This window comes from Bacillus sp. 205(2023) (assembly GCF_037027485.1).
Lineage (GTDB): Bacteria > Bacillota > Bacilli > Bacillales > Bacillaceae > Bacillus > Bacillus halotolerans.
The window spans coordinates 1-23,330 of record NZ_JAXCHF010000007.1; the positions used below are offsets into that span (position 1 = coordinate 1).

Genomic DNA, 23,330 nt, shown 5'->3' on the forward strand with positions numbered 1-23,330 from the left:
GCATTTTGAGAAGAATTTCTTGTGTGCAACATGAGAAAGACACCGTCCTTGTAAGTCTTTCTTTTATTTTATTACATGAGAATGGATATTTTAAGAAAAAATAAAGGCTGTCGAGATTTTCTCGACAGCCTGAAGCGGTGCTTCAGCACCGCTTTTTCTTTATTTTTCTACAACAACCTTTACAGCCTTGCTTTCTTTTTTATCTGAATCAGCTGCCGTGACGTACAGCACCGTACCGGCTTTTTGTTTTTTGATTTTTACCGTAAAGGCACCTTTTGCGTCAGCTTTACCAGAGGCGATCACTTTTTTCGATTTGTTTTTCACTTTGATCACCGCTTTGATGTTGGCCGTGCCTTTTACTGCTGTGTCTTTCGTTTTGACAGCCTTTACTTTCGGTGTGCCGGATGGTTTTCCTTTCACGACAACCACTTGTAAGGATGTTTTTGCATCGCCTTTAGTGGCTTTCACATGCAGGACTTTATCTTGTTTCTGAGTCGGGATGCTGACTTTAAATGTACCGTCTTTTCCCGCTTTGGCACTGCCGAGTTTTTTCTTGCCGCTCATCACCTCGATCAGCGTGCCTTCTTTCGCTTTTCCTCTGACGGCTGTTTGCGTGCTTTCCAGCTTATTGACCTTCACCTGTAAATCAACAGCGCTGACAGCCTGCATCACATTCAGCCGGCCGTATCCGGAATGCCAGTCAACTCCTGGAATGCGGGGAATTTCGATTGGATCGCCATTATCGTCATACATTTCCTCTTCTTCACCATCGGCACTTTCAAAGGAAATATCGTCCGCTGTCTTTTTCAGGATATCCTCTGCTTCTGTTCTTTTAAGCTTCGGATTTTGCGCAAACAGCAGCCCTGCCGCAGCTGCAGCATAAGGCGTCGCCATGGACGTTCCGCTCATGTACGTCACATTTCCGTTCGGCACCAAGCTCGGGATATCAGAACCCGGCGCACTGATGTCGAGACCTTTCCCGTAGTTAGAGAAGTCTGCTGTCATATCCATGCGGTTCGTCGCTCCGACTGACATGGCATATTTAGAGGAAGCTGGGTAAGATAAGGAATTGGCTCCGTCATTTCCGCTGGCTGCCGCAATCAGGACGTTTTTGTCAGCCGCGTATTTCAAAGCAAATTCAAGCACGCGGCTGTAGCCTCCGCCTAAGCTTAAGTTAATGACCTTTGCTCCTTTGTCAGCTGCGTATTTGATGCCGAGGGCAATTTGTTCAGTATCTCCGGAGCCTGTTGAATCAAGCACCTTAACCGGTATAATTTTCGCTTTGGCGTTCAGGCCACTCATGGAATAGCCGTTATCACTTTGGGCGGCGATAATGCCGGCGACATGCGTTCCATGCCCTTGATCATCCATTGCATTGTTATTCCGTCCCACAAAATTGTGTCCCAGATCGGTTCTTACTTTCCCTTTTAAATCAGCAAGCGTACTGTCTACACCTGTGTCCACAACCGCAATCAATGTATCGTTCAGCTTGCGCTTGGACAGCAATGTGCTGGCAGGCTCATATTTGACATCTGCATTTTTGATGCCGCCGTTTTCACCATTGTTTCTAAGCGGCCACTGGTAAGAGTACTGAACGTCGTTAGACAGGCTTTTGTATTCCTGAACCGGTTCAGCAAATTCTACGTTAGACATTTTGGATAATGTCGCGGCAGCGCTTTTCACACGTTTTGCGCTTGCCGTGTATGTCCCGCTTTGCTTTTGATCCTTCGGCAGTTCAAAAGAGTAGAGGTTGTCAAACAGTTTCTTTGCCTTTTTCACATTGGAAATGTCTTGTTTCGATTGCGCGCTGGCAGAAAAGCCCTTCATTTCGTTATGTACTGATGAGAGGCTTTTATTGTCTTTTACCTTAAAAATCACCTTTGTTGTCTGAGCTTCGCTTTTTGCCGCCAGGCTGTTTTCAGATAAAACCGCTCCTGCCGTCTTGCCTTCAAGCTTTGTGATGTTTAATCGCTCCGCCTGTTTCTTTATATCCCCTTTCAGGAAAGACGGAACGGATTGTAAAACCGTTTCGTATAACCGATTGATTGCTTTTTGATCCTTTTCGGTTACCTTATATGCAGACGCTGCGCCATTTTCTGACACATCGTCAAACATCGGTTTTAACGTCACAAGATCTTGATAGACTTCATTTCTCTCTGTTTTATTGAGTGCGAGTTTTGCAGCAATAAATGGAGCCGCTTTGTAGTAAAGGCTTGTCAGTTCTTTGCCCTCTGCTGTTTGGCTGAGCTGCTCATCACGAATCGCTCTCAGCTTTGCCAGAATGCCTTTTCCCGATTTTTTCTGATCGACACTCATTTCCACCGGGCAGGCTTCTTCCTCTTCCAGATCTGAGGGCTGTTTTTTGGTGCCTGTATATCCAATCGTATATTTGGCTTCGGCAGCTGCTTCTGCGCTTCCTCCGTCTTCCGTTTCCTCTTCCCCAAGGTTCTCAACCTTTACATAGTAAGGGCCGCTCCATGCATAAGGAAAAACAATTTCGCTCTTTCCATCCTCTGCTGTGTAGGAACGGTACATGTCAAACGTCTCATCTTTAAGCGCTTTTTCCTTGCTTGAATAGACAGATACATTCAGAACAGCATCACTCTTAACAGTCAGTGCCATATGCGAGTCTTTCTGAATATCTGCCTTTCCAGGATTCACTTGATACCATTTCGCCTGCTCCGGTTCCTTCATGGTTCCCGTTTGTTCTTTGCCTTTTTCCAGCACACCGGCTACATCAATGGTTCCGGCAGCAGCTGCTTTGGTGCCTGGAGAAAAAAGGCTGAAGATCAGTGCGAAAATGAGCACTGCCGCCAAAAAAGAGCTGAATTTTCTTCGTTTCATGTTATCCCTCCTGTAAAATAATGAATCTTTTTGAAGAGTATCATAATTTCATAGGCCGAGATACCGCTTACAGGGAATTTTAAGGTTATTTTAAATGATTTGGAATATCAGGGAGGAACCATATAAAAAAAACCCGATTCTCTTTAGAACCGGGTTCAAGCTTTTTCTATTAAAATAATCGGAATCCAATCGGCAGATGAAGACCGAGCAGCACTGTCAGCACAAGGACAATGATAAAGCCGATCCACAGTCCGCCAGTTGATTTTTCTTTTTTCTTGCGGATCAATAGCATTTCCATCAGTCCGATGGTGATAATGCCAAGCAGCATTTTTCCAGCGTATTCCCCGTTCCAGTTGGCAAAACGGACAAACAGCTCAGCACCTGTCAAAATAATAATGATATAGAATAACCGCAGAATCATATGAGTGATTTTGGCGCCCTTCGCACTTCCTGATGAATACAGCGAGTAGCTGACGAAAAGCAGGATCAGCGCTACCACCCATGATGTAATATGCATGTGTGTCATACATGTTCCCCCTATCAGATAACATTACCCCACTTATAGTACCACGATCTTGTCCCTGGCTACAAAAGATGATTCACAGAAAAAGCGGGCGGTTCCTGTGCCGCCCTCCTTATGATCAGCTGATTTGATTTGACAGCGTTCCGATGGGTTCAATCGTGATGTCGATTTGATCGCCTCGCCGCAGAAATTTCGGCGGTGTAAAGCCCTTTCCTACACCAGACGGCGTGCCGGTGGCAATGATGTCCCCCGCTTCAAGCGTCATCCCCATTGAAAGGGTTTCGATTAATTCCGCGACAGAGAAAATCATATCGCTTGCCGAGCCGGATTGGCGCAGCTCGCCGTTGACCCTCGTTTCAACTTTAAGGCGCTCCGGATCGGGAATTAACGATTTATGTACAAGCACAGGTCCCATCGGACATGTCGTATCCAGACTTTTTCCGATAAAAAACTGCTTATGTCTTTTTTGCAGATCCCGCGCCGTGATATCATTCACAATCGTATATCCGAAAATATGGTCATAAGCTTCTTCTTTTGAAATGCGGGTGCCGCTTTTTCCGATGACGACAGCAAGCTCTCCTTCGTAATCGAGCTGAGAGGTGACCTCCTCATGGCTGTTTACCGCATCACCGTGGCCAGTGACTGTTACAGGCGATTTTGTAAATACCATCGGATGCTCCGGAATATCAGCCTCGCTGCCCATTTCAATTGCGTGATCCCTATAGTTTTTGCCGATGCACATGATATTTTTTGACGGCTTAGGAATAGGCGCATGGAGCTTCACGTCAGATAATGAGTAAATAAATGATCCAAGCTCATCATTTGGTTTCTTCGCCCACTCGGCCAGCTGCCTTGCATGCGCAACAAATTTATCCCCTTCTGCGATACACTCAATCAGCGAACCCGGAATCGTCTCAAGTTCAAACAGTTTTTTTTCAGCCCTTTGCAAGTCCATAATTTTATCATCTTCAATGATCAGGCCGACAAACATTCGGTTGTAAAGTTCCCCTGTCGCAAATTTCATGTTATTCCTCCATCATCTTTTAAATCAGAGTTCTACTTCAATTATTCTCTGTCGAATGCTGAAATTCCTTTTTATCAAATGCGTGTTTTCATTCCCGTTTCGGGACTGGCTCGCTGTACATATCATACAAATGGCTTCTGAGGAGGAGGAAAGAATATGGAAAGCATACATTTATTTTTTCGTCGGCAGCAGCTTAACAGAACGGGGACTGCCAAGGGACTGATGATGACAGACAGAATCGTTTCTCCCATTCTTCTCACACAGCGTGACAGCCTGCAAAAGGCGTCCTATGAAATAAACTGTGATCAGTCTCCGCTCGGTGAAAAAAAGTTTTATCTGAATGCGGAACAAGATGATCCTTCACTGATGCGGCGCAGGCTTGCTTATTGTTTTTTTCATCAAATCGGCGTCGCTTCCCAGGATGCTTCTTACATCTTTCTGATCATCAATGGTCAAAGGGAAGGCATTTATTTAAAAATTGATGGGCTCGATGAGAATCGCCGGCTTCCGAAAGGAGCCATTTATGAAGTGAAGGATACCGATCCGAGGGTTCCGCTGTCTGTTTTCAACCACGACGCTACCATTGAAAACAGACAGCGCACCGCATACTTACGTGAATTTCTCACGCTGATCTGCACAGCGGAGGATGACGAATTTGCCGAACGAATTAAATTGTATCTTGATGTAAAGCTGTTTTTCCTGTGGCTGATCGGCAGCGCCTGCACCCGCCAAGCCTTTTATTACGGCTTTTGTTTGAACGAGGCCGGCCGCTTTCACATCACTCCAATGGAAACAAAAGCGCTTGCCGCATACGGATTTACAGAAGAAGACCCTCTATTGGCAAACGGCCGTACACTTGCGTCAAGACTTCTCTCCATCCCAGCTTTCCGGGCACAATATCACGCGCTAATGAAAAACGTGCTGAGCCGGGAGTTTACGATCGACCGTCTGTCTCCGTTTATCAGAGACTGGCATTTTGACATTTGTCAAAGAGCAAGCGATGATCCGCACATGAAAAAAAGCCCCTTACAATTAGAGAAGGAGCAAGCAAATATCCTGCGCGAAATCGAAGAGCGGCAGGACTTTTTACAAGTACACCTGGCGAGACTATAGTCCTTTCTCAACCAGAGCAAGTTAAAAAGACCGCAGCAAAAATTGTCGCTTTTTTAGTCAAATTGACGAAAGGCAACCTTTTCAGCCAAAATAGGTTATACTATCTATATCCTGTATGCATCAAAATAAAATCTAGAATTGGAGATTGTTTCATGAATACAAAAATTGAAGAAATGAGAGTTATGCTAATTGAAACAGCACAAAAATACGGTATGAATTCGAAAGAAACGATTCAATGCAGCCAAGAGCTGGACAGTCTGCTCAATATTCGAATTAAAGAAGAAATCACCTCTTGGGGGCAAAACGCCCGTGTGTGATCATATGATATGTATTTAAAGGCTTCCCGCCTCACCCGCCGCTATTGCTCATCAACATCCTGAGATATGCTTCAGGGCGAGAATTTGCCGTCCGAAAACAAGAACAATTCAGCAGACCCTTTCAGGATCAGCATGAAACATCACGGCAGATAACACTCCAGCAGCACGAATTACTCCGAAAGACATTTCCTGTACCTCTTTTGCACATACACCAACGCAACACACTATACAATCACGCAGGCGGACAGCGGCAGCATCGCCGCATTTCCGCTTGGCCATATACAATACCCAGCTTCTGAAATGTGTAAACCTTCATCTGGAAAAAATAAACGGATTTTTTTATACATCTCTCCGGCATGTCCCCATTTAATTTTCTCTCACACAAATGTGCGTTTGTCATAAGCTATCGTGAATAGCCCAGCAGAAACAAATCTTGTCCTTACTTTACCTGCCTTTTTTCAATTTTACAACAAAGGATGTGCTCGTATGCCGGCAATCGTCGGAGCGTTTAAAATTAATGCAGTCGGTACGAGCGGAGTCGTTCATATCGGAGACTGCATTACCATTTCTCCTCAAGCCGAGGTCAGAACGTTTGCCGGGGCAGGCAGCTTTAATACCGGTGACAGTCTGAAGGTGATGAATTATAAAAACGCAACGAATGTGTACGACAATGATGTGGTTGATCAGCCGATCGCAGGCAATGCGTAAAGGAGTGGTGCTTCATGAATTTTTATATCAATCAAACCATCCAAATTAACTATCTCCGGCTGGAATCAATCAGCAACTCCTCCATACTGCAAATCGGGAGCGCCGGATCTATTAAGTCTCTTTCAAACTTGTATAATACGGGCAGCTATGTGGAACCCGCACCTGAGGTTTCCGCTTTGGGGGAACAGGTTGAATCGGAAGGGCCCGATACAGGATCATTGGTGCCGCTCCAGCCCCCTGGCCGTTAATAATAAGATGAGAGGTGAAAGAACATGTATGATCAATCCATTTCCTCTTACTTGCAAAATTTGAATTCCTTCGTTCAGCAGCAGGCGCTGCATATTCAGCAGCTCGAACGCCAGCTGAAAGAGATGCAAACTGAAATGAATACGATGAAACAGCGGCCGGCCACAACCATTGAGCGTGTGGAATATAAATTTGATCAGCTGAAAATCGAACGGCTCGACGGCACGCTGAATATCGGTTTAAATCCGACAGACCCGAACAGCGTTCATAACTTTGAAGTGAGCCAGGCTACACCGGAAATCGGAATGATGCAGCAGGAAGAGAGCGCCCAGCTCATGCAGCAAATCCGGCAGAACGTCGACATGTACTTAACCGAGGAAATCCCGGCTGTTTTGGAGCAGCTAGAAAACCAATATGACAGCAGGCTTGACGATACAAATCGGCATCATGTAATTGAGGACATCAGAAAACAAATAGACAGCCGGATTCACTATTATATGTCCCATATCAAAAAAGAAGAAAACACGCCGCCCAAACAATATGCGGAACATATCGCTGAGCATGTGAAGCGTGACGTAATCCGTGCTGTGGAACATTTTCTCGAACATATCCCCTCCGAGATGAAAGGAGATGAGCAAGCATGATCTTTACCGTCGTCAACCGCAGCCTGGAAGTCGGAGATATCCGAATGAACGGTGTATCCAGTTCCTCTGTTTTCCAAATTGGAGACGCAGAATCCATCTATTTATCGTCTATTTTCGATACGCCGCCTGAATCTCTTATTATCGGTCCGTTTGCTCCGCTGCCGTCGAATCATGCTTAAGCGTATATCACGCATCAGACAGATTAAATTTAACTCGCTCGGTATATCAAGCGTATTTCAAGCAGGCGATACAAACGAAATTGATATGAAAATAAAAGTGCTCGCTGTTCAGCGCTCGCTTTCAACGTTTTATGAAAATGAGGGCTCATTTAACAGAAAGGAGTACCCTATTTTTGATCAGCACGCTGTGAAGCTTCTTCCGGAAACGGGCGTGCAAACCGCTTTTTGCCATGAGATGCCTGTCATTCATGTCCGCAACATCAAAATTCAAGGGGTCTCATCCTCTTCCGTTTTTCATGCAGGCTCAGCTTCGGTCGTACGCGGCGACGCGCGGATTAAACATATCCGTCAGATTCTCCCTCCAAACTCACAATCGTCCGGCACGGGCATATAATAAACAGAGACTTCTATAAAGGGTGTCGTCTATGCCAGCAATTGTCGGGCCTATAGCTATCAATTCCATATCGGGCGGAGTCGTGAACTTTGGTGATTCCTTTTACCTTTCTCCGAAAAGCTCTTCAAAATCTGCGCTCGGTTCGGGAGCAGGAAACACGGGAGATTTCCTTCTTTTAAACAATGCAGTCAACGCGACAAATTATATAGACCCCGATGTCAGCGATCAGGATATGGTTGGAAACGGATAAAAAGCAGCCGCTCTGCAAAGAGAGGGCTGCTTTTTATTTTTTCTTTTTCCGTTCATTGGACTTCTTTGTTTTAATCAGCTTTTCAGGCGGCTGTTTTCTGATCCATTTAACAAATCGGGCAAGCTGCGGATCGTTTCTGAGCTCTTCTATTCCGGACAGTCGAACTGCCAGCTCCTGATTTGTATACAAGGCGTGGATCTGTTTATGGCAAGGGATGCAAAGCATCGCAGTCGGCAGGAACGTTCCGCCTTCTTCCTTCGGTGTGAGGTGGTGCTCTGTCAGCTGGACATCGCTCCGGCCGCATAGCTCACATATCCCGACAGTCTGTTTTGCCACATCCGCGTCCCCCTTACATCATCTCAAGTGTTACCCTTGTGCCGCGTCCGCTAGGTTCAGCCGGATGTACGATCAGCTTTTTCGGAAGCCGCGCCCGCAGTTCCTGCACATGGCTGATCACGCCGACAGACAGATTGTCTGATTGCAGTTTTTCCAAGGCGGTGACAACCGTATCAAGCAGATCTTGGTCAAGCGTTCCAAACCCTTCATCCAAGAAAAAGAACTGAAGCGGGTATTCACCGCGAAGCTGAATCTGCGCAGACAGCGCGAGAGCAAGAGAAAGCGAGGTAAGGAAGGTCTCCCCTCCTGACAAGCTTGATACCGGGCGCTTAATACCTCCATTGGCATCATCCCGCATCACAAATCCGCCTTCTGAATCCACTTCAATGGCATAACGCTGTCTTGTCAGCACGCCGAGCCGTGCTGACGCATCCCGTGCAACACTTTCAAGCTGTTCCTCAGCTAAAAATTCAACGAACGTATTGCCTTTAAACACTGCTTGAAGCTTGTCCAGCCTGTCGATATGGGTCTGCCATTTTTTTAGCTCAGCTTCAATTTGATTGAAACGTTTGTGATGGTCGCGGATCACAGTCAGTGCTTTGGCCGCCGCTCCTTTTTCTTCCATAGCAGTCCCAAATGCCTCCTCGGCTTCTTTTAAGGACGTGACGGTTTCGTTCCATTCACTTTCGGATAAGGATCTGCCGGCGAGCTTATCAGACACACGTTTTAAGTTTGCGGCATTTTGCTTACATTTATCCAGAAACTGGTCAATGCTGCCTTTGATCTTTTCAAGCTCATCGGCTGGGATGAGACTGCGCTCCACCTCGTCAGCCCGGACAAAGCGGGTGCTTTTCGCATGTTCAAGCCAATCCGCTTCCGCTTTTTTCAACCTTTCTTCCGCTTCCTTAAGCGTATGCTCGCTTGCTGAAGCGCGGCTTTTTGCCTGATTGAGCATCATTTGGGCGCTTTGCAGCTCTTCATATAGAGATTGCTCTTTTTCCTTTAAACACTTCAGATCCTGCTGAACTGAGCGGAGCTTCGTTTGGATGGAATCCTCTTTTACATAGTCTCCGAGTTCCTGCTTATAATCAGCTATGGTGCCCTTCGTACGTTCTGCGGCATAGTGAAGCTCCAGTTTTTCCCTTTCAAGCTGATGGCTCGATTCCCGCAGCTGATCCTTTTGTGACTCATGCTCAGAAAGAAAAGCGATACTGCGTTCAATTCGTTTCTCGCATTCTTCCGCGGCTCGGTCCTTTTCTTCGATGGCTTGCTGCCATTTTTCCGCTTCATCCAGAGATTGGCCTTCAAATGCTTCATGAAACATCTTCTGCTGGCTGTCCATCGAGGACTGAAGCTCTGCGATCATGCTGCGAATACGGTCAGCCTCTCTTTTTTCAAAACTCATTCTCTCGTTCAGCTGTTCAGCTTTTTTTAATGATTCCTGATATGTGCCGATCATTTGGGTCATTCGTGTTTTGACTGACAGGATGTCCTGTTTGATTTGCTTCCATTCTATTTGTGCGCCATGAAATGCTTCCTGCACCGGCTGATTCTCACAGGAAGCTGCTGCCTCAAGAGTCGGCGCTTGAATCGATTTCAAAAACGGACACTGCTCGAGAAAGCGGGCGGACTGTTCTTCAAGTGTGATTTTGGCAGAAAGAATCTCCTGACTGAGCGCCGCCGCTTCTGACAGCAAATCTTCTGTCTGTTTGATTTCTGCTTCAACGTTGCGATCCGGCTCATATGTCCCATGTGCTGAGGCAGACGGATCATGATCGGTTGAACCGCAGACCGGGCAAGGTTTTCCGGCAATCAATTTTTCCGATAACTCCTTGGTAAGTGCCGCCATTCTTGCTTTCTCACGCTGAGTATGAAGTGTGTTTTGTCGCTGTTTTGCCTGATCAGCAGTACGCGTAAGGGATCGTTCCGTCTCGCAGACCATATGATACACAGCTTGAACAGCCTCATATGCCTGTATGATTTTATTTTCTTCCGCTTCAGCCTTTTGAACAAATGTGTTCTTTTCCTCATTCATCTTCTGTAATACAAGGTTCAATGCGTCAATGCGTTTTTTCTCTTTTCCCAGCTGCTCCTCAGTCTGTCTGATCCGCAAAGCCATTTCAGCGGCCTGCTGGCAGCTTTTCCGCTCATCAGTGGTTACCTGCAAGGTTTTGAGCTGCTGTTTTAATTCCGTCTGTCTGTTTTGTCCCCTTGTAAGACGGTCAGTTACGGTTTCTAATTCCTTCATGACAGATTGAAGATTTTCGGCCTTCTGCTGAAGTTCAGCCTGTTTGCGCTCTGCCTCCTGCTGGGCCTCTCTCAATTTGATTTCGATCTCCCGCAAGCGGAAGAGCTGTTCCTGCTCAGCTAAAAGCTCTGGCTCTTTCTCGTTTTTATGGCGGCGCCACGCTTCATATTCTTCATTCTTTTGCTGAAAGAAAGCGGTGCGTTCTGTTAAATCCTTTTGGGCAAGCACTTCTTCCCTCGCGGCCTTCTCCTCATGCTGTACCGCTTCCAAGTACCGGTCCGCATACGGCTTTAGAGCGGCTGCTGTTTCCGCTTCCGCCAGGCGTTTTTGCATGCTGCTGACATGCGGTTCTTCCTCTTCAAGCCGCTTTTTCTCTGCTTCATAAACGATTTTTTCCTTTTGGACATTCCAGATCTCTTGATGCTCCGCAAACCGTTCTTTTATTTGATCACGATTTTTTTTCACTGATTCCAGTTTGGCTTCCGCTTGTTCAAGCGCTTGTTCAGCTTGTTCAACCGCTTCTGAACTCGCCTCGCCGAGACCGGATTGCTCTGCAAGCATTTCGTTTTTTCTCGCATTGGCTTCCTGCGCCTGCCGTCTCAGCTTTTTCACAAGGCGGTCTCCATACTGTTCCAAATTGAATAAACGCTGAAGCATATGCCTGCGTTCCGCCCCTTTTAAGGAAAGAAATTCAGCAAACTTCCCTTGCGGCAGCACAACCGCTCTCGTAAAGTCGTCGATGGTCAGCCCCAAGAGCTCCTCGACTCTTTTGTTCACTTCATTGGCCTTATCAGCAAGCACAGTTTGCTCATCCTTGATCTCGATGAAACGGCAAAGCGCTGTTTTCACTTTCATTTCATCCGTTCTCTTAAACACACGCTCGACTTTGTAAGAGATTTGATGGTTGGTCTGAAGCGCAAAGGTAAAGGAAACAGTCAGCGAATCTTCCGCATGATTTAAGATCCCGTGCGTATTGTTCGCCGCCCGCTCTACCTTTCCGTATAAAGCAAGGGTCATCGCATCAAGGATCGAGGATTTACCGCTTCCTGTCGGCCCGAAAATACCGAAGACACCTGCCCCGGAAAGGCTGTCAAAATCTATCGTCTGCTCCTCCCTAAAGCTGTGGAGCCCTTTTATCGTTAAGGCGATCGGCTTCATCTTGCTTCCTCCTCATCTTCTGTGCCTGATGCAAGCTCTAAAAACAGCTTCACCATTTCATCATCCGGCACTGCGCCGCCTGTCTGTTTTTCATAAAATTTCTTGAAACGGTCTTCGATGGACACCTGCTTAACCTCGATCCGTTCGCGCTCACTATTTTGTTCTTCAAAGACCGGCCTGATATGGATAAAGCCCGGATGTGCTTTTCGCAGTCGGTGAATGTCTTCAAGTGACAGCTGGTCCGTCACACGGATTTCAAGATCAATCCAGGCATTCTGATCCCTGCCTTCATCGAGCCAGCTGTATACCTCGCTTAAACCATTTGCCGCTTTCCATTTTACAAGAGACTTGCCGCTTGATAATAAAACCTCATGCCAAGAGGCCTCTTCGCCCGGCTTTGCGTCTACAATGGTCACCGATTTGGCGTAGCCTGCCTCAGAAAAGCTGTAGGCCAGCGGAGATCCAGAATACCGCGCAAGCGTTCGCGCTCGTTTAATCGTTTGCGGCCGATGCAAATGGCCAAGCGCCACGTAAGCGGCATCCGCCGGCAGGCTTTCAGCGGCCACCGTATAAGCGCCGCCGACTTCAATCGGCCGCTCCGAATCCGTTTGGTTGCCGCCCGCAACATAAATATGGCTGGCCGCAATCTTTACGGCGTCTTTTCGGAAGCGGCTTGTAATCTGTTCAAACGCCTGCCTGATTTTCACATCATAGTGATCACGGAGAAGTTTCTCATCAAATGTATCGGAAAGAACTTCATTTAACCGTGCCTCAGACGGGTATGCCAGCGCTCCGATAGCCAAAAGCTCACCTGCTGAAGGCACTTCTATATGAAGCGGTTCAGTTGTCGGATAGCCGATTAAATAAATGCCGTTCTCATGTGTCAGCGGTGAAGCAGCGGACAATCTGTCAGGATTATCATGGTTTCCGGCAATGACAACAATCGGGCGCTTTCCTCTGTCACTGAAAGCGGACAGGCTTTCATAAAATAACTGCTCGGCTAAAGCCGGCGGGTTCACGGTATCAAACGCGTCTCCCGCCATCACAATAGCATCGATCTGCTCTTCCTTTACGATTGTATTCAGTTCGTCCAATACATCCGCCTGTTCACTCAGCCTGCTTCTTCCTTCAAGGGTTTTTCCTAGATGCCAGTCAGCCGTATGTAAAATCCGCAAATGCGTTCACCTCTCTTTTGTATAGAAAACGAGATCCGCTCCGTCTGAATTCCCGGAGCTTATGGATCTCGTTATAAAGTCAGAATGTGCCCTCCGTCAAAGAAATAAAGCGCACACCCTTTTACCTTCGTTTGAGCAATTTGTTCAACGGCCCTTGTGTACAGCTGAATTTGCGTTTCATATCTCTTTTTCAGGATCGGGGCTGCTCCTTCAAAGCCGTGCTGGAATTTACCCTCAATCCGGTCTGTTTTATAGTCCAGCAAATATAAGCCATCCTCTGTTTCATAGAGACAATCGATGATCCCCTGCACCAATAGCGGCTCATCCGCCTCTTTCGCATCAGGATAAATCTCTTTTGCCGGAAGCGCCAAACTGAATGGAACTTCGCGGTTCTTCCATTTAGCGCCGATCAGTTTTTCGCCAATTTCCGTATGGAAAAATTGAACGATTTCCTCAATATTGATAGCGGATTGCTGTTCTTCAGTGAGCAGCTCTTTTTCATAAAGATGCTGCACTGTCCGCTCCGCTTCTTCTATCGTCGGCACATGTGTCAGCGGAATATGCTGCATGACCGTATGCATAGCTGTACCTTTTTCTGCTGCTGTCAGGCCTTTTTTCATCATGAAAGCCGGGCGTCTGTACAGAATGCTTCCATCAGCTGGTTTAACGGGCGCCCGTCCGCTGTATTCGTCTTCGTACTCTCTTCTTCTCTTAATCTCAGAAACGGACTGCTTCGTGCGAATTTGTGTCACCTCGTGATACGAATACTTCCAGGCCAGCCGCTCGCGAGCTTTTTCCTCAAATGCAAACGGGCCGGGAACCGGTTCACCACGGCGGATCGCTTCAAGACGTTCGCTTTTTTCTTCCAGTCTCTCTTCCAGCTCATCATCAAGCAGATCATATGAATGGATCAATTGAATAGCAAAGCGGGCCGGATGGCCTGATATATCAGAAACCGCTGCCGCGCCGCCCTCAACCAAAGACACCAAGTCTCTGTGTCTGACAAGAGCAGGTCCGATGAAATCCAAATACGTTTTCGCCTGATAGCGGTCAAATTCCGGCAGAAGCCAGTCAGCTTGGGATGCGGATGCCTGCCATTTTGCCAGCTGTTTCTGATGATCCTTGCATGAGCCTACAAGAAACAGCTTTTCCTTTGCCCTCGTTAAAGCAACATAGAGGACACGCAATTCCTCAGACAGCAGTTCCCTGCGCATTTTTTTCTTCATCGCGATGAGCGGAAGCGTCGGATAGCTGATGCGCCATTCAGGATGGATAAATTTCGTGCCAAACCCAAGCTCCTTGTCCAGCAGGTAGGATTTGTTGAGATCCATCATGTTGAAATTCCGGCCGAGTCCCGCTGTGAAGACGACTGGAAATTCGAGTCCTTTGCTGCTGTGAATCGTCATTAAACGGACAACATCCTCCTGTTCGCTTAACGCTCTCGCCGTTCCCAGGTCATCGCCGCGTTCCTGCATGCGTTCGATAAACCTCAAGAAGCGAAACAGGCCGCGAAATGCCGTCGATTCATATTGGCGCGCCCGGTCATAAAGGACACGCAAGTTAGCCTGGCGCTGTTTTCCGCCCGGCATCCCGCCGACATAATCCATATATTTTGTGTCGCGGTACACTTCCCAGATCAGCTCGGACACCGAATGGTTTTTCGAAAATGCGCGCCACTTTTGCAAATGTCCGTAAAACGTTTGCAGCTTTTGGTAGAGCTCATCGTTTCGGTCGCCGGCTGCCAGATAGTCTTTCATTGCTTCATAGTACGGCGCCTTTTTGTTTTCAAGCCGGATCAAAGACAGCTCGTTCTCGTCAGCACCGACAATCGGTGAACGCAGAACGGAAGCAAGCGGAATATCCTGATACGGGTTATCAATCACCTTCAGGACAGAAAGCACCACAGACACTTCCACCGCATCAAAGTAGCCTGATGTTAAATTGGCGTAAACCGGTATGCCCTGAGCTCGCAGTTCCTCCATGATTTGCGGCGCCCACGGCATGGATCGCAGCAAAATCACGATATCGCGGTATTGAATATTGCGGTGTGTTTTCGTTTTCCCGTCATATACCTTAAATGGCGATGAGATCAGCTTGCGTATTTCCTTGGCGATCGCTTTTGCTTCGAACTGCACCGTTTCCAGCTCTTCCGCTTCCTCGCCTGCGTCCGCCTCCTCTGACTTGTCAATCAGCAGCAGCTCTGTTTCCGTTTCGTTGTTTTCCGGATACGCCGCTCCGAGTTTCAGCTCAGCCTGATCATCATAATCGACCTCGCCGATTTTGCCGCCCATCAGCTGTTTGAACAAAAAGTTTGTGCTGTCTAAAATATCAGCCCTGCTTCGAAAGTTTTTGTTCAAATCGATTTTCCGGCCCGTACCTTCTCCGCTCTCTGTAAACCGTTTGTACTTGGAGAGAAAAAGAAGCGGCTCCGCAAGCCTGAATCGATAAATTGACTGTTTGACATCTCCTACCATAAACAGGTTTCCTGTCTCTTCCGGCCCGCTTGTGACGAGCTGAAGAATGGATTCCTGCACCAGGTTGGTGTCCTGATATTCATCGACAAGCACCTCATGAAACTGCTCTTGATAAAATCTTGCCGCCTCACTCGGCTCACGTTCGCCTTTTTCGTTCACAGCGGTCAAGATGGACAGGCAATAATGCTCCAAATCAGAAAAATCAATGAGCGATTTCTCCTGCTTCGCGGCTTCAAACCGTTTCCCGTAGCTGATAACAAGCTGGACGAGTGTTTCAATGACAGGCTTCATGTCAGCCAAACTTTTTACATGCTGCTCCGGGCTTCTGGTGAAGTAATCGGTTTTGAGTTTTTCAAGCAGTTTTTTTGCGCCATTTCGTAAGTCTGTCGCTTCATCAAGCAAGACGGGATCAAACTCGTCCCCTTTCACCGCTTTTGCACGCTTAAAGGAGACAGCGGGCACGCGCTGATAAAGTTCATTGAAGTCATCCTGATGCTGAATCAGGTCATCAATCTGCGCGAGATCATCTAGAAAATTTTCAGCGCGCGGCGCCGGTCCGCCCGGCACTTTTGTCAGCTCAAGGGCACGCTGGAGCTTTTCCTTTGCTCCGTCCAGCACCATCGCAATATCTTCTTTGACATACGGATAAAACGGCAGTTCCTCGATCGCGCTCTTTTCTGTTACATCATACAAATGAACAAAACTTTTCAGCCATGTCTCCGGATCAGGGTGGGAACGGGAATACTCGTACACCTGTTTCACGAGATATTGCAGATCTAAGTCATGCCGGTCAGTCGTGTAGCGGTCGACAAGCTCAAAGAACGCCTTATCACCCTTTGCATATTCCTCCTCAAACAGCTCATCCAGCACCTCGTCCCCGAGAAGCTCGCCTTCTGTCTGATCAGCAATCCGAAAGCCCGGATCAAGATCAATCAGGTAGTAATATTTTTTCAGCACCTGCAGGCAAAACGAATGAAGCGTTGAAATGCTGGCCCGGTTTAATAGGGACAGCTGGCGTCGGATATGCAGTGATCCTGGGCGTTTTACCAGCTCTTTTTCCAGTGCATCCGCGATCCGGTGTTTCATCTCTGCCGCTGAGGCGTTTGTAAAGGTGACAACGAGAAGCCGGTCTACATCAACCGGATTTTCTTCCGCCGTAATTTTCCGGATCATTCTTTCGACAAGAACAGCGGTTTTACCGGAGCCTGCCGCCGCTGCCACAAGGATATCCTGGCCGGTTGAGACGATGGCATTCCACTGGTCATCTGTCCATGTGCTGTCTGCCGGTTTAGGAATGTTCATTGCCATCAGCCTCCTTCTTTATCCAATCAAGTACCGTCTTGTCCTTTTCGGCCTTTAACAGGCGATACTCGTTTTCTTCTAATGATTCATCAAATTGGCATACTGATTTGAACGCACAGTATGTGCAAGGCGTCTTGTTCTTCATTTTATACGGCTCAATGGATACGCGCCCGTCAGTGATTTGCTCGCCTGCTTCTTGGAAGGTGCGGCGCACATGCTTCGTCAACAGCTCAAATTCTTTTTCACCGACTGCCGCTGAATCCGATCTGAGTGAGCCGTCTTTCTTCAGGCCCGCATTGATGATATTTGATCTTCCTTCTTGAAGGGTTGTATCCATGAGGCGAATCGCTTCCTGATCACCGAGGAGGAGGCCCTTCATCTTAAATTTCTTAAAAATTTCCTGTTCAATTTCATCAAGTCCGAGCGGAAGATTCGATTGTATCATCGGGTCATGAATATGGAAATACAGCACTCCGGCCGGCGTGGCTTTCATTCCTAGCCAGTCTAACGAATGTGTAATCGATAAATCCAGATACGTCAGCATTTGCAGCGCAAGTCCGTAATACACTTCCGCCAAGTCAAGGCCTTTATCGCTGGATTTATAGTCGACAATTCGGAGGAGCAGGCCTTTAGAGCTTTCCGCTTTATCCACGCGGTCAATCCGCCCGACGAGCTCCATCGTACAGCCGTTTTTCAGCTTAAAGGTGAGCGGCGGGAGCGGGCCCTTTCCGCCAAAGCCCAATTCAAGGCCGATCGGCACGAATCCGCTCGCTTTCGCATGCTCGCTTAAAATGCCGGACACGCGCGTGACAATTTTTTGCAGTTTTTCCTTCACGTAATAATGCCTGTTTGAACTGAGCAGAATTTCTTTTTGCAGTTTCGGCGCCAGCCGCTCGACCGCATCATAAGAAAACAGCTCGCACTGCTCCTTCGTTAGGTCGCGCCAATCTATTTTGTGCTCACGCAGCCGATCTGAAATCAGTTTTAAACTCGAATGAAAGAGCTGCCCGATATCCGGTGCTTCAAGCTTGAAAAATTGACGTTCCTTCAGATGCAGCCCGTGGGACGCAAAATGGGAGAACGGGCAAGCGTTAAAGGTTTCCATCCTCGACACACTCCCTTGAATGCGTTCACCATAGAGCTGTCTCGATACAGAGCGTTCAAGCTGCTTGACTTCATTTCGGAAAAACAGGCTAGAGAAAAGCTTTTTCGACTCCAGCCTGTCAGGTTCATTCATCAGCGCATTGTACGCGCTCCACCAGACATCACTGATCTCATATTCCCTCGTCCATAATCTGAGCTGGCTAGCGGTGTATGATTGTGCCACGCTTTTATTGACAAGGTACATAAGCTGTTCCTCATCGCTGACCTGCTCCGGTTCATTTGTCAATAGACGCTCACGATGCTGCGGAAACAGTTCTTCCAGCCTCTTGATTACAATCGACGGCAAAAGCGTTTTTCCTTCAGCATCAGCAATCGGATACGTCACATAAAGGCGGTCAGACGGGCTTGAAAGCGCCATATAGATGAGGAAATGCTCATCAAGCAGACGCTCCCGCCCGCCGGAGGAAAGCTCAATACCTATCGTCTTCAGCCACTCACGATCATCATCCGACAGCACCCCGTTTTCGTCAGGGCGAGCCGGCAGGACGCCGTCGTTTGCCCCAATCACAAAGGTGCATGAGGTGCCGTATATTCTGGACAAATCCATATTGCCGACAAACACCTGATCAAGCGCCGGAGGGATGAGAGAGAATGTCAGCGACTCTGCACCGGTCTCCATCATTTGCTGAAACAAATCGAGAGAAATGTCATCTTCGCCCATCATTTCCACAAACTCCTCAAGCAGCTGAATGACTGCATCCCACGCCTGCTGATGCTGCTGCGCTTCAATGATTCTGCCGTCTTCCTCAGCCCGCTGTCTTTCCTGATCCAGCTTCAGCGGCACATCCGTCTCTTCTAAATAACGGTAAAGCGCCTCCGCCTTCTCTTGAACCGTTTTTGCTTTTTTCATTCGTTTCTGCAGCTGGAACAGCGGAGGAACAATCCAATCGCGCGTGTCATTCAGCATGTTTTCCATTTCGATTTCTTGATCGGTCTGCACAAATTCATCATCTAACGACACAAAACGTCTGTAATGAAAACGATCGCCCTTTGTCCAGCGATCGCCTTTGATGCCGTAAGCGATACAGTAATTCTCCAGCTGATCAACCTGCTCTCTTACCTTGGCCTTCGGCTGGTTAAGCGGAAATAACAGTTCGGTTTTCACGCAGCGGAACACCGCTTCATAACGCCAATTTCCCTTTAATACGTCAAGGCTTGACCGGATAAATTCTACTAACGGGTGGTTCAGCATAGATGTTTTCCCGTCAATAAAATAAGGAATCTCGTAATCTGCAAATACTTCCTTGACCATATCCTTATAGTCTTCCGGCTGACGCGCTAGAATCGCCATATCCTTGTAACGGTAGCCCTTCTCTCTGACAAGGCTGTGGATTTCCCGGGCAATACCTTCCAGCTCTGCTCGTCTGTTAGCGGCCTGCATCACGGTAAAAGCCTCTTGTTTCTCAGCAAACGGAATAACCGGACGCGCTTCATACTGTGCTTCTAAATGGGCTAATTCCGGTGTGCGCTTATGCCGCTTTGATTCATCAAGCTCTTTATAGGTGATGTCCAGATTCAGTTCCTTTGCCGTCTGGTGCAGGCGATAATACGTTTTTCCCGTCATTCTGAACAAATCAAGTTCCTGCGGCTCCCCCTCATGTGACGGCTTGTCCGCTGTGAGTGAAAACGTGATATGCTCTGCCTGAAGCATAAGCTGCTCTAACACCCTGAATTCCTGCGGTGTAAACTGATAAAAGCCGTCTACATAGACATGTGCCCCTTTCAAATCTTCCGCCTGCGGGATATGCTCTGCCAATAGCGTCAAATAATCCTCAGAATGAAGATACTGATCCTCAAGGCTTTTTTCCATCTGCTGGTACAGGATCGATAAATCATGAAGCTTTTCAGATAAAACACGTTCCCCCCGATACTCGGAAGCTGTTCCGCTATCCGCCATCCGGCGAATATCTTCCGGTTCCAGACAGTATCTCTTAAACTCAGTCAGCATCCGTTCTACCTGTGCGGTAAAACCGCTTTTATCACTTGCTTTTTGATAGACTTTAAACTCCTGTTTGTGCTCTTCAATGAGCTTCCGCAGGAGCATCTGTACGCCCGTGCTCGTAAGAAACGGCCTGCTCATTCCTCCCGTATGCTGAAGGACGCGCCAGGCCAGTCGTGAAAAGCTGAAGACTTGAGCACGAATCATGCCGCCCGTATCAGGCGTTTTAGCAAGCTCGTATTCCATTAAAAACGTCATTTGATCCGGGACTAGAAAAATGATCGGTTTCCCGAATGGAGCCCGGCGCAGTTCATCTTGAATGCTGTCGATGATCAGCTTCGTTTTTCCACTCCCGGACCTGCCTACTAAAAACTCTGCTCCCAAATTAGAATACCCCTCTCTTTTTATCTGTTTATATTTTATCGAATATTGACGAAAATGACCAATCTGATCTATTGGTAAAAACGGCCTTTTCATTATAAGAAGCTGAATTTCTCCGCACATGTTTTCTGGCCTCACATATACTTTTACAGAAGCCCAATTCCTTAAGAACGGAGTTGAACCCCCTTGTATTACAGCTATTTTCCTTATCCAGCGCAATACCGGGAAGACCCTGTTTTGATTCAAAATCTCCATAAAGCCATCAACGGAGAATTCAGCGCGGTTCAATGCTACCGCAGGCTTGCTGAACTTGCCCACCCTGCTGATGTCAGAAAACAAATTGAAGAAATCAGGCGCGATGAGATCCGCCATCTCCGTGATTTCTCCTCATTATACGGAGCCATTACAGGCAAACCTATCATGCCGAAACAAACAGAAAAATGCCCGGACACTTTTACAAGAGGACTTGATGCCGCTTTTAAAGATGAACAGAAAACCGTTGACTTTTACTTACGCGCAGCTGAGGAAACCTCAAATGTAAAGGCAAAGGGTATCTTTACGCGCGCCGCACGAGATGAACAAAACCATGCTGTCTGGTTTTTATACTATTTGATGGATCGCTAGCACCCGATTTTGATCGACACGATCAGATTATATTTACACCCTCTCCCCCTAAAACACACTCCACTGTTTTTCTTAACCTCAGCCGGGAAACATAAAATCATACACGAACATATGAGGGGGAATCAAGCATGCAGCAAACCATTGAAGCTTGTATCGAATGTATGGAAGCTTGCAACCATTGTTTCACAAAATGTTTGGAAGAAAGTGCGCACCACGATCTGAGCGGCTGCATCCGGCTTGACAGGGAATGTGCGGATATTTGCGCGCTGGCAGTGAAAGCCATGCAAACGGACAGCCCCTTTATGAAAGAAATTTGCGCACTTTGCGCCGATATTTGTGAAGCCTGCGGCACTGAATGCGAAAAGCATGATCATGATCATTGCCAAGCGTGTGCGGCGTCTTGTTTTGCCTGCGCCGATCACTGCCGCAAAATGGCTGCGTAACGAAGCATGAGAGGGGTCAAATGAGAGCCCTCTTCACTCTTTTGACAGCCATACAGAGTAAAAATCAATCCACCCCTCTTCATCGAGCATCAGACCCTCAACAGTTTCACTCGATGCAACCTCAAGCACATTTTGATACAGCGGAATCGCGCTGACATCGCCTATAAGCTGACAGTCAATTTGTTTTACTATATTCATTCTGGAAGACCTGTCGGGCAATGAGAAAAACCGTTCTATCATTTCTGAAAATGTCCGTTTCTGTTCATCTGAAAGATGCTGATGCAAAAAGCTGTTCTCCGAAAGCAGCAAATGCAAAAAACCAAACTCGCTTTCTTCATAAAACGTTGCGCTGTCATGAATGATGTCAGCCATTTGTACGATTTCCGGGCGGCGCAAATCGGCAGCAGTACAAAATTCCAGGTCAAGCCTAATACCGTTCCGTTCACAAACCTCTTGAATCCATGCTGCGTCCTCGCGATGATCCGTTTCAGAAAAAGTAAACAGTGACAGCGTTTCCCCCGCATATCCGCTTTTTTTCATTAATTCCGCAGGTGAAGCGTCTCCCCAGTCAAAAGGTGCCGGGTGAAAAAAAGATGATACCGGAATGTTTCTGTGTCCTCCTGCCTCACGAACGAGCTGTTCAGATGAAATCAGCAGCCGAAGGGCTTTTCTCAAGCTTGGATGCTGAAGCGGCCCTTTCTTTCTGAGGTTTAGTGACAAATATTGAACATGCCGTTCTTCAAAAACAGTTTGCCGCTCAGGATGTTTCTGTTTTTCTCGAAGGGTAAAACCGTATATATCATCTGCTTGCTCAGAAAACACAAACTCAATACGATCTAAGAATGCCCGGCCTTTAAAGTACCGCTCGTTGGCTTGAAGAATGAGCATGTGTTCGTCATGCTGAACAAGGCAAAAAGGCCCCGTCCCATTCACCCCGCCGTTCGTTTCTGCCGGCAGGATAGACAGCCGTTCATCACAAAGGATATACGGCAAAAGCTCATTCGGCTGATCGAGCTCAATGTCCACACAAAAAGGCCCTTTCTCTGAAATCCGTTCAACACCTTTCAGCAGCCATTTATATGGATTATCATCATGATCCATAAAACGCTGAAACGTAAATACAACATCCCTTGACGTCAATGGCTTTCCATTATGAAAAGAAACGCCTTTCCGAAGAAAAAATCGCCACCGTTTTTTCCCCGCCTTATTCCATCCGTGGATTAAATGCGGCTGCGGCTCTCTCTTTTCCCGATCAAACCGGAGCAGTGTATCATAAATCTGCTTGACAAAATGGCCCTCTGACCGCAGAAAGATCCTGCACGGATCAAAACTGCTTACCGCTGCTGGGGCTATAAACAAGCGCAGCACATCCTGTTCACCATCCTGTCCGGTTTCTGTTACAAAACCGAACACCTCAGAAAACCACATGTCATACATATTTTGAATCCCCGGAAACGCCGGCTGATAATGGTCAAGCAGTTCTTTTGCTTTTTCAAGCTTTCCGGCTGTTGTATATTCCTTGGCAGTTTGAAGCAGCAAATCTTCCGGATGACGGAGAAAAGCGATTTTTGATTTATGGCCGCGCCCCGATCCGCTTTCGCGAATGATCCACTTTTTGCTCTCCATCTTATGTAAAATCAGCTTCGCATTTCTCTCTGTACAATATAAACATGCCGCAATCTCACTGAGCGGCATTTCCTTCATCTGTCCCGGTTCGCCGCTCTCAGCTTTTGCGAGCGCCACATAGTGGTCAATCAGCTTCAATCCCTGCACCTCCTGACAAAAAAGGGGAATCTTTTTCTCTTATTTTCTTCTCTTTTTGGCCAGCCGCCCCTTCTATACAC

19 protein-coding genes are annotated in these 23,330 nt (G+C 47.3%); 10 read left to right on the plus strand and 9 right to left on the minus strand.

What is annotated here, in order from left to right:
• Window positions 1–159: 159 nt before the first annotated feature.
• From WA325_RS16045 to WA325_RS16055, 3 genes are all read right to left on the minus strand, one after another.
• Window positions 160–2,844, minus strand: coding sequence for a peptidase S8 (locus WA325_RS16045; protein WP_336183936.1), 2,685 nt, complete (start codon window positions 2,842–2,844; stop codon window positions 160–162).
• A gap of 169 nt (window positions 2,845–3,013) precedes the next feature.
• Complete coding sequence (locus tag WA325_RS16050; RefSeq protein ID WP_044156468.1) at window positions 3,014–3,370, minus strand: YisL family protein; 357 nt, start codon at window positions 3,368–3,370, stop codon at window positions 3,014–3,016.
• Window positions 3,371–3,485: 115 nt separating this feature from the next.
• The gene (locus tag WA325_RS16055; protein WP_105953767.1) at window positions 3,486–4,391 is read right to left on the minus strand and encodes a fumarylacetoacetate hydrolase family protein; all 906 of its coding nucleotides are present in this window, start codon (window positions 4,389–4,391) and stop codon (window positions 3,486–3,488) included.
• 156 nt (window positions 4,392–4,547) lie between these two features.
• Here WA325_RS16055 and WA325_RS16060 point away from each other — a divergent pair, with 156 nt between their 5' ends.
• The 8 genes from WA325_RS16060 (at window position 4,548) to WA325_RS16095 (ending at window position 8,242) form a co-directional block, all read left to right on the plus strand.
• Complete coding sequence (locus WA325_RS16060; RefSeq protein ID WP_105990555.1) at window positions 4,548–5,504, plus strand: CotH kinase family protein; 957 nt, start codon at window positions 4,548–4,550, stop codon at window positions 5,502–5,504.
• Window positions 5,505–5,656: 152 nt separating this feature from the next.
• Window positions 5,657–5,821 (plus strand): aspartyl-phosphate phosphatase Spo0E family protein, encoded by a 165-nt coding sequence (locus tag WA325_RS16065; protein ID WP_024120848.1) that lies wholly within the window; start codon window positions 5,657–5,659, stop codon window positions 5,819–5,821.
• A 486-nt stretch (window positions 5,822–6,307) separates the two neighbouring features.
• On the plus strand, window positions 6,308–6,529 hold the full coding sequence (locus WA325_RS16070; protein ID WP_010333672.1) for a spore germination protein: 222 nt from the start codon (window positions 6,308–6,310) through the stop codon (window positions 6,527–6,529).
• 14 nt (window positions 6,530–6,543) lie between these two features.
• The gene (locus WA325_RS16075; protein ID WP_105953769.1) at window positions 6,544–6,777 is read left to right on the plus strand and encodes a spore germination protein GerPB; all 234 of its coding nucleotides are present in this window, start codon (window positions 6,544–6,546) and stop codon (window positions 6,775–6,777) included.
• A 24-nt stretch (window positions 6,778–6,801) separates the two neighbouring features.
• On the plus strand, window positions 6,802–7,419 hold the full coding sequence (locus WA325_RS16080) for a spore germination protein GerPC (protein ID WP_336183937.1): 618 nt from the start codon (window positions 6,802–6,804) through the stop codon (window positions 7,417–7,419).
• Window positions 7,416–7,598, plus strand: coding sequence for a spore germination protein GerPD (gerPD, locus tag WA325_RS16085; protein ID WP_024120844.1), 183 nt, complete (start codon window positions 7,416–7,418; stop codon window positions 7,596–7,598). The genes WA325_RS16080 and gerPD overlap by 4 nt, the downstream gene beginning before the upstream one ends.
• Entirely contained in the window at window positions 7,591–7,992 is a 402-nt protein-coding gene (locus WA325_RS16090) for a spore germination protein GerPE (RefSeq protein WP_105953771.1), read from the plus strand. Before gerPD ends, WA325_RS16090 begins: the two co-directional genes overlap by 8 nt.
• Window positions 7,993–8,023: 31 nt before the next feature.
• Window positions 8,024–8,242 carry a spore germination protein gene (locus tag WA325_RS16095; protein WP_010333667.1) on the plus strand — a complete coding sequence of 73 codons (219 nt, stop codon included), beginning with the start codon at window positions 8,024–8,026 and terminating at the stop codon, window positions 8,240–8,242.
• Between the two features lie 33 nt (window positions 8,243–8,275).
• Here the strand turns inward: WA325_RS16095 and WA325_RS16100 are convergent, their stop codons facing one another.
• The 5 genes from WA325_RS16100 to addB form a co-directional block, all read right to left on the minus strand.
• Entirely contained in the window at window positions 8,276–8,578 is a 303-nt protein-coding gene (locus WA325_RS16100; protein ID WP_024120842.1) for a hypothetical protein, read from the minus strand.
• Between the two features lie 13 nt (window positions 8,579–8,591).
• Window positions 8,592–11,984: an exonuclease subunit SbcC gene (gene sbcC / locus WA325_RS16105; RefSeq protein WP_336183938.1), complete on the minus strand. Its 3,393-nt coding sequence runs from the start codon at window positions 11,982–11,984 to the stop codon at window positions 8,592–8,594.
• Window positions 11,981–13,159, minus strand: coding sequence for an exonuclease subunit SbcD (sbcD, locus tag WA325_RS16110; protein ID WP_336183939.1), 1,179 nt, complete (start codon window positions 13,157–13,159; stop codon window positions 11,981–11,983). Before sbcD ends, sbcC begins: the two co-directional genes overlap by 4 nt.
• Window positions 13,160–13,230: 71 nt before the next feature.
• On the minus strand, window positions 13,231–16,935 hold the full coding sequence (addA, locus tag WA325_RS16115) for a helicase-exonuclease AddAB subunit AddA (RefSeq protein ID WP_336183940.1): 3,705 nt from the start codon (window positions 16,933–16,935) through the stop codon (window positions 13,231–13,233).
• Window positions 16,922–20,422, minus strand: a complete 3,501-nt coding sequence (gene addB / locus WA325_RS16120; protein WP_336183941.1) for a helicase-exonuclease AddAB subunit AddB — start codon at window positions 20,420–20,422, stop codon at window positions 16,922–16,924. Before addB ends, addA begins: the two co-directional genes overlap by 14 nt.
• A gap of 183 nt (window positions 20,423–20,605) precedes the next feature.
• On the opposite strand from addB, the gene WA325_RS16125 reads away from it, so the two are divergent.
• Complete coding sequence (locus tag WA325_RS16125) at window positions 20,606–21,043, plus strand: ferritin-like domain-containing protein (RefSeq protein ID WP_336183942.1); 438 nt, start codon at window positions 20,606–20,608, stop codon at window positions 21,041–21,043.
• A gap of 128 nt (window positions 21,044–21,171) precedes the next feature.
• Window positions 21,172–21,486, plus strand: coding sequence for a four-helix bundle copper-binding protein (locus WA325_RS16130; protein WP_202852672.1), 315 nt, complete (start codon window positions 21,172–21,174; stop codon window positions 21,484–21,486).
• A gap of 33 nt (window positions 21,487–21,519) precedes the next feature.
• Here WA325_RS16130 and WA325_RS16135 read toward each other — a convergent pair whose 3' ends face one another.
• Window positions 21,520–23,250 (minus strand): SgrR family transcriptional regulator, encoded by a 1,731-nt coding sequence (locus WA325_RS16135; protein ID WP_336183943.1) that lies wholly within the window; start codon window positions 23,248–23,250, stop codon window positions 21,520–21,522.
• Window positions 23,251–23,330: the final 80 nt, after the last annotated feature.